The sequence below is a fragment of the Lelliottia jeotgali genome (assembly GCF_977070485.1).
In genome coordinates this window covers 51,195-63,843 of the sequence record NZ_CDRVFO010000003.1, presented here as the reverse complement: position 1 = coordinate 63,843, position 12,649 = coordinate 51,195, and the positions used below count along the sequence as shown (strand labels likewise).

Annotated in this window: 9 protein-coding genes; 7 read left to right on the top strand and 2 right to left on the bottom strand. The window is 62.2% G+C overall.

The genetic code is table 11. The annotated features are described in order from the left end of the window. Nucleotides 1-128 precede the first annotated feature (128 nt). Nucleotides 129-1,043, bottom strand: a complete 915-nt coding sequence (locus ACW4TB_RS05100; RefSeq protein ID WP_012314827.1) for a LysR family transcriptional regulator — start codon at nt 1,041-1,043, stop codon at nt 129-131. Between the two features lie 205 nt (nt 1,044-1,248). On the opposite strand from ACW4TB_RS05100, the gene ACW4TB_RS05095 reads away from it, so the two are divergent. The 7 genes from ACW4TB_RS05095 to pgm all read left to right on the top strand — a co-directional run bounded on the left by ACW4TB_RS05095 (nt 1,249) and on the right by pgm (nt 11,901). Further along, on the top strand, nt 1,249-2,271 hold the full coding sequence (locus tag ACW4TB_RS05095; RefSeq protein WP_279932264.1) for a zinc-dependent alcohol dehydrogenase family protein: 1,023 nt from the start codon (nt 1,249-1,251) through the stop codon (nt 2,269-2,271). 629 nt (nt 2,272-2,900) lie between these two features. Continuing rightward, nucleotides 2,901-4,268, top strand: coding sequence for a hypothetical protein (locus ACW4TB_RS05090; RefSeq protein WP_455842899.1), 1,368 nt, complete (start codon nt 2,901-2,903; stop codon nt 4,266-4,268). Continuing rightward, nucleotides 4,258-5,604: an aminotransferase class I/II-fold pyridoxal phosphate-dependent enzyme gene (locus tag ACW4TB_RS05085; protein WP_279932266.1), complete on the top strand. Its 1,347-nt coding sequence runs from the start codon at nt 4,258-4,260 to the stop codon at nt 5,602-5,604. Before ACW4TB_RS05090 ends, ACW4TB_RS05085 begins: the two co-directional genes overlap by 11 nt. A gap of 62 nt (nt 5,605-5,666) precedes the next feature. After that, the gene (locus ACW4TB_RS05080) at nt 5,667-6,158 is read left to right on the top strand and encodes a GNAT family N-acetyltransferase (RefSeq protein ID WP_012314823.1); all 492 of its coding nucleotides are present in this window, start codon (nt 5,667-5,669) and stop codon (nt 6,156-6,158) included. Between the two features lie 114 nt (nt 6,159-6,272). Further along, entirely contained in the window at nt 6,273-7,919 is a 1,647-nt protein-coding gene (locus ACW4TB_RS05075) for a VRR-NUC domain-containing protein (protein WP_279932267.1), read from the top strand. Next, complete coding sequence (locus tag ACW4TB_RS05070) at nt 7,916-10,177, top strand: ATP-dependent DNA helicase (RefSeq protein ID WP_279932268.1); 2,262 nt, start codon at nt 7,916-7,918, stop codon at nt 10,175-10,177. The genes ACW4TB_RS05075 and ACW4TB_RS05070 overlap by 4 nt, the downstream gene beginning before the upstream one ends. Before the next feature lie 86 nt (nt 10,178-10,263). Continuing rightward, nucleotides 10,264-11,901, top strand: a complete 1,638-nt coding sequence (gene pgm, locus ACW4TB_RS05065; RefSeq protein WP_279932269.1) for a phosphoglucomutase (alpha-D-glucose-1,6-bisphosphate-dependent) — start codon at nt 10,264-10,266, stop codon at nt 11,899-11,901. 39 nt (nt 11,902-11,940) lie between these two features. Here pgm and ACW4TB_RS05060 read toward each other — a convergent pair whose 3' ends face one another. Then, on the bottom strand, nt 11,941-12,639 hold the full coding sequence (locus ACW4TB_RS05060; protein WP_012314819.1) for a pirin family protein: 699 nt from the start codon (nt 12,637-12,639) through the stop codon (nt 11,941-11,943). Nucleotides 12,640-12,649 lie beyond the last annotated feature (10 nt).

The window sequence follows — 12,649 nt, the reverse complement described above, 5'->3', positions numbered from 1 at the left end:
ATCGATGGTGACAAGTTCATGGCGTTTATCATCTTCATCATGGGTTCTGCCAAGTATCCGTATGTTGATTTGGCATCACGGGCGGCAATGAGTATGCAAATGGCCTTTCCTACCGAGCTCGCTATTTTTTACAGGCTATCCGGATCCCCAAAGAACATCTGTATCCGCGACCTTAACCAGCGCTCCGCCGGGTCATTGTCCTGCGCCCCTCGCCAGGCCATGTGCAACTCGAAGCTGCGCACCGCTATCGGCAGGTCTTCAGCCCGCAACCCACCCGCAGCAGTCAGCGCATCAGCGGTGTAATCGGGCACCGTGGCAACGATGTCGGTCCCCGCCAGCAGGCTGCCCAGGCCGTTGAATTGCGGCACGGCCAGGACCACATGGCGCTTGCGGCCGATCTCCTCCAGCGCTTCGTCGATGAAACCGGACAAGTCACCAGCGAACGACACCAGTGCATGCGGCCGTGCGCAGAAGTCGTCGAGGGTGATGCTGCCGGGCACGCTGTCGGCGCGCAGCAGCTTGGGCATGCTGCGGCGCAGCACCTTGCGCTTGGCGTTGGCGGGCAGTTCGCTGGTGTAGCTCACCCCCACCGAGATTTCGCCGGAGGCCAGCAGGGTAGGCATCAGCAGGTAATTGACCCGGCGCACCACCAGCACGATGCCGGGCGCCTCGGCGCGGATGCGCTTGAGCAGCTGCGGCAGCAGGGCGAATTCGGCGTCGTCCGACAGGCCGATGCGGAACACCGCGTTGCTGGTGGCCGGGTCGAACTCGGCGGCGCGGCTGACCGCGGTGGAGATGGAATCCAGCGCCGGCGACAGCAGGGCGAAGATTTCATGTGCCCGCGCTGACGGCTCCATGCTGCGGCCCGTGCGCACGAACAACGGGTCGTCGAACAGGTTACGCAGGCGCGACAGCGCCGCGCTGATCGCCGGCTGGCCAAGGAACAGCTTCTCGGCGGCACGGGTCACGCTACGCTCATGCATCAGGGTTTCGAACACGATCAGCAGGTTGAGGTCTACGCGACGCAGGTCGTTTCGATTCATCGGTGCACTTCGCCTAAAGTGGGGCAGGGGTGAATCTTAAGGCCAAAGGCTGTTAACCTGCACCGATTTGTGGGGCCAATGCACAGAAATGTGAGGTGCCCAATCGATGACAGGCATGTCGACTATTAATAGCCACTGATGGTCTAACGGCAAAAGCCCGGATAAAGTCCGTGGTAATACGAGATTCACAAAGGCGAGGTATGCGATGTCCCGCATGATCCGGTTCCACAAGTTCGGCGCTGCCGAAGTGCTCCGCTGCGAGGAGCAGGCCGAACCGTCACCTGCTGTCGGCGAGGTGCAGATCCGCGTCGAGGCCATTGGCGTGAGCTGGTACGACGTGCTTTGGCGGCAGAACCTGGCGCCGTCCCAAGCCCGTCTGCCTGCGGGGATCGGCCACGAGATGGCCGGTGTGGTGACTGCGGTGGGTGAAGGTGTCGATGACATTGCAGTGGGCGACCGGGTGGCCAGCTTCCCGGCGACCAGTGCCAATGATCACCCGGTGTATGGGGATGTGATCGTTCTGCCGCGCACGGCGATTACCCGTTATCCGGATATCCTCACACCGATCGAAGCCAGCGTGCATTACACGCCGCTGCTGATCGCCTACTTCGCCTATGTCGACCTGGCCAGGGCCAAGGCCGGGCAGACCGCACTGGTCACCGATGCCAGCCATTGCGCAGGGCCCGCCTTCGTACAGCTGGGCAAGGCCCTGGGGCTCAAGGTGTTCGCTGCCACCAAGGAGCCGGAGCAGCGCGAATATCTGCTGGGCCTGGGCGCTGACAAGGTGATTGTCACCGAAGAGCAGGACTTGCTCATGCAGGTGGGCAAGTACACCGACGGGCGCGGCGTGGACATGGTCCTGGACGGTATGGGCGGCCCGCAGATGTCACTGCTCGGCGATGTACTCGCGCCACGCGGCAGCCTGGTGCTTTATGGCCTGCAGGGTGGTAACCAGACACCATTCCCGGCCTGTGCGGCGTTCCAGAAGAACATCCAGTTCTACGTTCACTGCATCGGTAACTTCACAGGCAAGCCGGAACTGGGCATTAGCCAGGACCAGGTTGCGCTGCAGCGCGCCCTGCGCGATATCAACCAGTTCACGGCTGACCAGTTGCTGACACCGCAGATCGTCAAGGTGTATCCGTTTGATCAGGTGGTTGAAGCGCACCGGTATATGGATGAGTGTCCTTGTGGCGGCAGAGTGGTGCTGGACTTGGGGGCGGGCTGATATACGCTCGATGTAAAGGGAACCCGGGCTTGGCTCGGGTTTTTTTTCGAGTGTTCGCAGCTTGATGGTGCGCCTCCCGCGCGGTGCTCGATAGCCGCAACGCCATAAAATTCTAGGCGTTCACTTTCCAATACTCTATCTCCCCGACAATTCGTGAATAGTCACTTGCTAGGACTTTTCCTACAATTAACTAGTATCCGTCCTACATAGAAACTATTGCCGCCTCGCGTGCATGCAGATGTCTTGAAAAATCTTTATCTTTGAAAACTTCCCCGTGTCGAGCGCACATTGACCTGCCATTCGGCTGAATGGTTTTTTTACCGGCGTCTGTATCTTTTAATCGTCGAGCAACGCCTGATAATGGCGTAATGATGCTTTACGCAAGGAGCGTGTAATGGAGAAGAACAACCCTGGTTTTTGGTGTTTTGGCGCGGCGGAGGGCTCACGCAGGGGTTCATTTTGCTCAATGGCATGGCGACAGTAATTCGTCACTTCAGTTTCTCATAAAGATTTGTAGGAAGATTCTTCAGATTTGATTCGCCGCCTATTCATTCATGCAAAAGTGCATCGTTGGCGGTGGAAAGAATGAAGTAGTGAGGTGGCATGTGAGCAATATCCACGACCAAGCTATGCATCATATCTACCAACAGGTGCTGGACCGCGTGTTGGGCCATATGTCTCAGGTCCAGCGCGCCTCTTTGCAGTTGTTGGTTCAGCGTTTGCTGGTAGCCGCAGGTGGCCCGGAATATATCGGTACGTTCAGGTTGCTCGTGCTGCTAGGCGCAGACTGCCATAGCGCCCGGCTGCTGGCGGTCTTGCGTGCGGCCCAGTTGAGCATTGCCCAGCGCGCACCTGTCACCTTTCAGTTGCAGGTGGTGGCGGTGTGCCTACCCGCAGCCAGCAGCGCGCTTCTTGAGCAGCATGAGCGTGTTTTCAGTGCCTTGTTTCTGCATGACGATCCCAGGGTCCAGTTGCAGATGCTCGAAGCCGGGCAGGTGGTGTCGTTCACCCGCCGGCCCTACCTGGCGGCCGAACCCTGGGCGCTGGCGCGCGATGCCTTGCTTGTGTTTGGCCATCTTGTCGATACGCGGCCCGAAGCACTTTTGGGCAGTCGCACGCACCTGGAACTGGGCGCAGCCCTGTGTCTGGCGCTCGACGGCCAACCGGCAGTCGATGCAATGGTTACCGCCATGCCTGCGCGACAGCGGCTGCGTTACCTGGCGTGGGCCCGCAGGGGCCTGCGCCAGGCGGGTGGCGGGGGGGGAGCAAACCTGCATCAGTGCATGGCGACGCTTGCCAAGCGGTTGAGTCAGTTGCACAACACCGCCGGCACTTCACTTGGCGAGCCCGAAACGCCTGGCACCGAGTGCTACTCGGACCGCCTGATCAGGCTGATTACCATCGACGAACTGTTGCCCCAGCTACTGAGTGAAGGTGAGCTGGACTTGATGATGGAGTGCCACTTCGAGCCTGTGCAGAAGGCCATGCCACTGGCAAGTTTTCTCGACCCGCTGGCCTTGGCCCAGCTGCATGAGTTGCGGTCGCGCTGCAATGTTCCTGTGGAGGCAGGCTTGGCGCAGCGTCTGCATGGTGAAAGGTCGCCAGCCACGCCACAGGCATCGCAGCACAGCCGTTTTGCCAAGGCCTATGGACTTGAGCGAACCCAGCTCGTTTGCATGCTCCACAGCCCGTTCGCCAACAAGGGGCGCGGGTTGGAGCGCTTTCTGCAATGCTGCCACGCCGATATGCTGGTGGCACTGCCTTATCTGCATCGCGCCATGCAGGGCAAACCCTGCCCCGATCCCGTCAAGGATTGGTTGGTAAACACCAGTGGTTTGTCCCTCGGCCAATTGCGAGCTATTTATGAAGGGCGTTTGCATGACAGCGCCTTGCCCTTGCTGGCAAACCTGGCACGGCGTGATGTGCATCTGGGGCTGGTGGCCAACCGGCCCGCAGCTGGTTTGACTGCCTGTGAGGGCTTACCTGATGGGGCGTGAATTCGCCTACCAGACGGTGTATAGATATCTGCAAGCGCTTATCGATGAGGCCGCGCGGGGAGGTCAGCGCCGTTTGCCCTCACTGCGCGCCCTGTCCAGGCACCTGCGCGTTTCATTGGCCACTGTGCAAACGGCCTACGGGTTGTTGGAACATGAAGGGCGGGTACTGTCGGTACCTAAGTCCGGATACTTTGTGCCGACCGGAGTCATCAAGGGCGTAACGGCCACTGCAGAGTCGGATCAGGCTGTGCTGGCGCATCCGGCGATGGAACGTGTTTTGTTCGCTCACGAACGACGGCTGGCGCGACAGCGAGCATGTTCATCGTCCGGTGCCCAGAACTCGGGAGAAGTTCGCCTGCGGCATGTATTGGCCGAACGTTACACCCGATCGTCCCGGCAATCCTGGCGTGCTGAAGATGTGCACCTGGGGCCCGACATGCAGGCTGTGCTGGAAACGCTGCTGGAAGCATTGGCGTTGCATGGCAGCACGGTCCTGGTCGCATCGCCGTGCTGCTGGCGTTTGCTGAGGGTTTTGCAGCGTTTTGGCTTGCATGTGCTGGAGATGCCCGTCGACCACCATGGCAGCCCTGACCTCGGCAGCCTTGCTCGCCTGCTGGGGCGTGAGTCGGTGCGCATGATGGTCATACCGTCATGCCTTGGCATGCCCACGGGGCGGTTGATGTCGCAACAGGACCAGCGGCAGATTGCCCACTTGCTGGCCTCGCATCCTGTCTGGCTGCTGGAAAACGATCTGGACAGCGAGCACTGTTTCGACACCCCTCCAGGGGCACGTTTGCGTGACTGGGTCGACCAACGGTGGCTGTTGGTGCTGGGGTCGCTGCAAGCGTTGGTCGGTGCCGAGGCTCCCTACGCGTATGTACTGGGCCTGCATGGCACCTTTGCCGAAAGGTTTTCCCGACGAGCCTTCCAGCTACCTCCTATGCGTCAGCAGGCCTTGGCGCAGATGCTCAGCAATGGCGAGGTCGACGGGCTATTGCGCCGACGCCGGCTGGAGCTGCGCAAGCATATGGAGCATTTATGCAATCAACTCAATGTTTGCCTTGGCGGGCAGTTGGCCTTTGACATGCCTGACGGGGGCTATGTCCTGTGGGTGCGCATGCTTGAGCCAATCGCCTTGGATCGAGTTGCGCCAGCTTTGTCTGGTCCGGTCTTGCAAGTACTGGCGGGTGCGCGGTTCAGCTTGCAGGGGCGTTATCAGCAGTACCTGGCGCTTACTTGGGCAGGCGACCAGCCAGAAGCGCTAAGCGAGGCGCTCTACCGGTTGAAACAGGTGCTGGCGCCGCGTCGCGGGCGGCAGGCTGACAGCAAAAGCTGATCGCCTGCCCTGGCATGTCACGTATCATGGCGCCCTGTTCATTCATATTCAGGAGCATCTGCATGGGCACCCCACATTTTCGCCGACCTGTTCTCCAGGATGCCGAACGCTGCTACGAGATTGAAATCGGCGCGTACGAAGGGGATGAAGCCGCGACCCTTGAAAAGATCCGCACCCGCATCGCGCAGTACCCGGAGGGTTTCCTCCTGCTTGAGGTCGATGGCGAGGTCGTGGGTTTCATCAACAGTGGCTGTGCCCACGACGTGGTGATGTCCGATGAGGCCTTCAAGGAGCTGGTAGGCCATGATCCGGCGGCCGCCAATGTAGTGATCATGTCCGTTGTGGTGGACCCGGCTTTTCAGGGCAAGGGCTACGCGAAGCTGTTGATGAATACCTTCGTGCAGCGGATGACTGCGCTAGAGAAACGCACCATCCACCTGATGTGCAAGCAGCAACATGTCGAGCTGTACCGCAAGATGGGTTACCAGTATGTGAAACCGTCGCCCTCGGACCACGGCGGCATGGCCTGGCATGAGATGGTCATGGCGCTCTGACGTGGCTGAAGCGCCATTGGTCGGTTGTTTGCCAGCCTGACCCACGGGGCTTGCCAGCAGGCGTTATCTGTATGTATAAACAGTGTCCGTTCCTGCTACCCCCGACCCCTCCCTGTGATCGCCCATTCCGTCGACGACCCGCTCTACTACCTGCATAACTTTCGCCAGGTATTGCTGTGGGTCGAACACCGTTATGCCGACCTGCTCGATACCCAGGAGCTGGCTTTCATCCATGCTTTTGCCAGGCTCGAGGAGCCAGCCCAGGCGCTGCTGGTGCGCATGGTGATGCGCAAGGGCGAGCTGTTTCGCAGTGACCGACTGGAATATGCCGAGATCGGCGATACGCGTGCGGCCTTGCAGCCACTGCAGGCGCTGGGCTGGGTGCGCGAACCCGAGCAGTTGAGCCTGGAACAGTTGTTCGCCCTGCTTCGCAAGGAGGAACTGGCCAGCGGTTTTGCAGGCCTTTTGAGCCGACCGCGTGCGGCCAAAACCGATCTGCTCGCGCAACTTCAAGTCTTGGAACTGGCGCCCAGGCCGCTGTCCGAATGGTTTATCAGCGCTCCGGTGCGCATCGTACAGTGGTGCCTGCAGCCGCTGTGCGACCGCATGCGTCTGCTGTTTTTTGGCAACCTGTACCAGGACTGGTCTGATTTTGTCCTGGCCGACCTGGGCGTGCTGCGCTTCGAGCAAGTGCCATTCAGCCCCGGCTCGCGGGCCTTGCAGCAGCGCAGCGACGTTGACCTGGCCATGGCTTTGCACCAATGCGCCGAGCGATTGGAGTCGGATGAGGCGCCTGCGTCGATCCTTCAGGCATTGGCGGGCTGGCGCAGCGAAAACCCCTGGCTGGCCCGGCGTCACGCGCGCTTGCTGTTTGCCTTGGGCCAGCAGTGCGAGCGCCTTGGCAACTGGGACCTGGCATTGACGGTGTATGCCCAGAGTAGCCATGCCCAAGCGCGCATCCGCCAAGTGCGGGTACTGGAGCGCAGCGAGCGCTGGCAAGAGGCGCATGCCCTGGCCGTGCACCTGGCTCAAGCGCCTGCCAATGCCCTGGAAGTCCAGGCGCTTGAGCGCATGTTGCCGCGCCTGGTGCGCAAACTGGGCGGGCCGGCGCAGCGCCGGCGGCGTGTCACACCCGCGCAGGTGATCGAGCTCGAGCTGCCTCGCGAGCAGGCCGCGCTGGGTGTCGAGGAGGCTGTTCGGCAGCACCTGGCGCAAGCAGGCGGGCAGGTTCACTACGTCGAGAACACGCTGCTCACCAGCCTGTTCGGGCTGTTGTGCTGGGACGCGATCTTCGCCCCGATTCCCGGCGCTTTCTTCAACCCCTTCCAGGCTGCACCGCAAGACTTGCACGACTGCGACTTCCAACTGCGGCGCGCTGCTCAGTTCGATGCTTGCCTGGGCCGGCTAGACGACGGCTCGCATCAGCAGGCCATCCTCGACTGCTATGCCGCCAAGCAAGGGCTACAATCGCCGTTCGTGTTCTGGCAGATGCTCAACCATGCCTTGCTCGTGCAGGCATTGGCCTGCCTACCAGCCGCGCACCTCAAACAGTGTTTCCTGCGCCTGCTGCAGGACATACGCAACAACCGCACCGGCATGCCTGACCTGATCCAGTTCTGGCCGGAGCAGGGGCGTTACCGCATGGTCGAGGTCAAAGGCCCGGGCGACCGCCTGCAGGACAACCAGTTACGGTGGCTGGAATTCTGCGCCGAGCACGGCTTGCCGGTGGCCGTCTGCCATGTGCGCTGGAGCGGCGAGTGAGCTACCGCGTGGCGGTGCGCTCTTTGTGTGAGTTCACTGCCAAGGTCGGTGACCTCGACCTGCGCTTCACACCGTCGCCCACTGCCCAGGAGGGCATCGAGGGTCATCGCAGGGTAGTGGCCAGGCGGGCCGCCGGGTACGAGGCGGAGGTCGCACTCGAAGGCGCTTATCAGGGCTTGCAGGTGCGCGGCCGCGCCGACGGTTATGACCCCGCCGCAAACCGTCTTGAAGAGATCAAGACCTACCGTGCAGACCTGGTCCGCCAACCTGCCAATCATCGCCAGCTACACTGGGCCCAGGCCAAGGTCTATGCCTGGCTGCTGTGCCAGGCGCGGCAGTTGCCCGCCATCGAGGTGGCGCTGGTTTACCTGAACGTGGACAACGACAGCCAGACGCTGATCAGCGAGCATTACAGCGCTGCCGAGCTGCAAGCTTTTTTCGAAACCCAATGCCTGTGTTTTCTGGCTTGGGCCCAGGGGCAAACACAGCGCCTGGCCGAGCGTGACCGAGGCCTGCAGACCCTGGGCTTTCCTTACCCGCAGTTTCGCCAAGGCCAGCGGCAACTGGCCGAAACCCTGTACAAGGCGGTCAGCACCGGGCGCTGCCTGATGGCCCAGGCCAGCACCGGTATCGGCAAGACCCTCGGCACACTGTTCCCGTTGCTCAAGGCCATGGTGCCGCAACAACTCGACAAAGTGTTCTTCCTGACCGCCAAGACCCCAGGCCGGGCGCTTGCGCTGGAGGCCCTGCAGCAGATCACCCGGGCCACGCCGCAGCCCGCGCTGCGCACCCTGGAACTGATTGCCCGCGACAAGGCCTGCGAGCACCCCGACAAAGCCTGCCATGGCGATGCCTGCCCATTGGCCCAAGGCTTCTACGACCGCCTGCCGGCGGCGCGTGAGGCTGCAGCCCGGTTGCCGTTGCTGGACCGCGCAAACCTGCGCGATGTGGCCTTGGCACACCAGGTTTGCCCGTACTACCTGGGGCAGGAAATGGCTCGATGGGTCGATGTACTGGTTGCCGACTACAACTATTATTTCGACGCTCATGCCCTGCTGTTCGGCCTGACACAGGCCAACCAATGGCGCGTTGCGGTTTTGGTTGACGAGGCTCATAACCTGGTGGAGCGTGGCCGCGGCATGTACAGCGCCAGCCTCGATCAGGGGCAGTTGCAGGCGTTGCGCCAGCGCAAACCGCCAGGGCTGGCCAGCGCGCTGGACCGGCTGAACCGCCAATGGAATGCCCTGTATAAGGCGCAGCGAGCGCCTTATCTGGCCACCGAGCAGTTGCCGGACGCCTTTCTGCGTGCGCTGCAGCAATGCATCGGGCTGATCCAGGAGCGCTTGAACGAGTCGCCCGTCGAAGTGGATACACACATCCTGCAGTTCTATTTTCAGGCGCTGCAGTTCAACCGGGTTGCCGAGCTGTTCGATGAGCATTTCCTGTTCGATGTGAGCCTGCGCGAAGGCCCGCGCCAGCGTCGCCTGGCCACCTTGTGCCTGCGTAACGTAACGCCCGCCAAACTGCTCGGCCCGCGCATGCAGGCAGCGCGCAGCGTGACGTTGTTCTCGGCCACGCTCAGCCCCCGGCATTTCTACACCGACCTGCTCGGCATGCCACCGGATACAGCGTGGCTTGAAGTGGCGGCGCCGTTTCGCGCCGAACAGCTCGAAGTGCGCATCGCCAGCCAGGTCTCTACCCGTTATCACGAGCGTCGGGCCTCGCTGGCACCGATCGTTGCGCTGATCGCCGAGCAGTACCAGCGCCAACCCGGCAACTACCTGGCGTTCTTCAGCAGTTTCGAATACTTGCAGCAAGTGCATGCGCTGCTGACCGAGCAGCACCCGGCGATAGCAGCCTGGGCCCAGGCGCCGGGCATGGACGAAGCCGCGCGTCAGGCCTTTCTGGCGCGCTTTGCCGCCGACGGGCAGGGCGTTGGCTTTGCCGTGCTGGGCGGGGCTTTTGGCGAAGGCGTCGATCTACCGGGTACCCGGCTGATCGGTGCATTCGTCGCCACCCTCGGGTTACCTCAGGTCAACCCGGTGAACGAACAGTTCAAGCAGCGCCTGGGGCGCCAGTTCGGCGCTGGTTTCGACTACGTCTACCTGTACCCCGGTGTACGCAAGGTGATCCAGGCTGCAGGCCGGGTGATTCGCGGCGATCAGGACCGCGGCGTGCTGGTGTTGATCGATCAGCGCTTCGCCGAGCCGCATGTGCAGCAGATGTTCCCCAGCTGGTGGCAGATAGCCCGCGAATAATCCTCGGCAAGGCCTTAGCACCTCATTGCAACTCCCAGTACACTGCGTGTTCCAACTCCAACATCCGTTGAACTCGAGGTTTCTGCATGACGCTCAGTCCTTTGGCAGGCAAGCCGGCTCCGGCCAGCGTGCTGGTCGATATCCCCCGCCTGCTCACCGCTTATTACACCGGCCGCCCCGACGCTGCCGTAGCGGCCCAGCGCGTGGCCTTCGGCACCTCGGGCCACCGGGGCAGTTCGTTCGACCTGAGTTTCAACGAAGACCACGTGCTGGCGATCACCCAGGCCATCTGCCTGTACCGCCAGGAAAAGGGCATCGACGGCCCGTTGTTCATCGGTGCCGATACTCACGCGTTGTCCGCGCCGGCAGCCGCCAGTGCCCTGGAAGTGCTGGCCGCCAATGGCGTGCAGGTGATGCTGTCCAAGGACGATGAATACACCCCGACGCCTGCGGTGTCCCACGCCATCCTGTGCTACAACCGTGGCCGCGATGGTGGGCTGGCCGATGGCATCGTAATCACCCCCTCGCACAACCCGCCGCAGAGCGGTGGCTTCAAATACAACCCGCCCAACGGTGGCCCGGCTGACAGCGATGTGACCAAGTGGGTCGAGGCCAAGGCCAACGAACTGCTGGCCGCAGGCCTTGCCGGCGTCAAGCGCATGGACCATGCGCAAGCCCTTCAGGCCCCGAGCACCCAGCGCCACGATTATGTCAGCCACTACGTTGCCGACCTGGAAAACGTCATCGACTTCGACATCATCCGCAGCGCCAACCTGCGCCTGGGCGTTGACCCGCTGGGTGGGGCAGGGGTGCGTTACTGGTCGGCGATCGCCGAGCATTACAAGCTGAACCTGGAAGTGGTCAACACCGAGGTCGACCCGACCTTCCGCTTCATGACCGTCGACTGGGACGGCCAGATCCGCATGGACCCTTCGTCGCCGTACGCCATGCAAGGCCTGATCGGCCTGCGCGAGCGCTTCGATGTGGCGTTCGCCTGCGACCCGGACCACGACCGCCACGGGATCGTCACCGCCGATGGCCTGTTGCAGCCAAACAACTACCTGGCTGTGGCCATCGACTACCTGTACCGTCACCGTCCGCAGTGGCGCAGTGACGCTGCCGTAGGCAAGACGGTGGTGTCCAGCGGCCTGATCGACCGTGTTACCGCGCGCCTGGGCCGTGACTTGTATGAAGTGCCGGTGGGCTTCAAGTACTTTGCCCAGGGGCTGTTCGACGGCTCGTTGGGCTTTGGCGGCGAAGAAAGCGCCGGCGCGTCGTTCCTGCGCAAGGACGGCACGGTCTGGGCAACCGACAAGGATGGCTTGATTCCGGCGCTGCTGGCCGCCGAGATGACTGCACGCACCGGCCGTAATCCAAGCCAGGCCTATGCCGACCTCACGGCGGCGCTGGGCAAGCCGTTCGCTACCCGTGTGGAAGCGAAGGCCGATGCTCGGCAGAAGGCGTTGTTGAGCAAGTTGGCGCCGGAGCAGGTCAAGTCGACCGAACTGGCCGGAGAACCCATCGAGCAGATCCTCAGCCACGCGCCAGGCAATGGCCAGGCCATCGGTGGCCTGAAGGTGATGACCGCCAACGGCTGGTTTGCCGCACGGCCATCCGGCACCGAGGACATCTACAAGATCTACGCCGAGAGCTTTATCGACGAGGCGCACCTGCAACGCCTGGTGGCAGAGGCGCAGGTATTGGTGGATGCCGCGATTGCCTGATTGACCCGTGAACCAGGGCCGCAGCGCGGCCCTGCTTGTTCAAGCCACATCGACCAGCACGATCTCGCTGTCTTCGATCGCGGTCACTCGCAGCACGTCTTCCTGCTCGATCGCCACGCCATCGCGGCCCTTGGCCCGCAGCCCGTTGACCTCAACCAGGCCCTTGGCCGGCACCAGATAGCCTCGGCGCCCTGTATCAAAGCGGTACTCGGCCGTTTCGCCTGCCCGCAGGGTTGCCGCTACCAGGCGCGCATCGGTGCGGATCTGCAGGCTTTCATCATCGCCCGCCCGGCCGCTGGCCAGCGTTACGAAGCCTTCCCCGCGCTCGCCTTTGGGGAACGGTCGGGTACCCCACGACGGCGCATCGCCGACGCGCTCCGGTACGATCCAGATCTGGAAAATACGAGTATCGACGTCTTCCAGGTTGTACTCGCTGTGCACGATGCCGGTACCGGCACTCATGACCTGTACATCGCCGGCTTCGGTACGGCCTTTGTTGCCCAGGCTGTCTTGGTGGGTGATGGCGCCTTCACGCACATAGGTGATGATTTCCATGTCGCGGTGTGGATGCGGTGGGAACCCGCTGCCGGCGGCGATGAGGTCATCGTTCCATACTCGCAGGTTGCCCCAGTGCATACGCGCCGGGTCATGGTATTCGGCAAACGAGAAGTGGTGATGGGCATCGAGCCAGCCGTGGTTGGCGTGGCCAAGGCCTTCGAAAGGTCGCAGTTGCAGCATGATCTTGCTC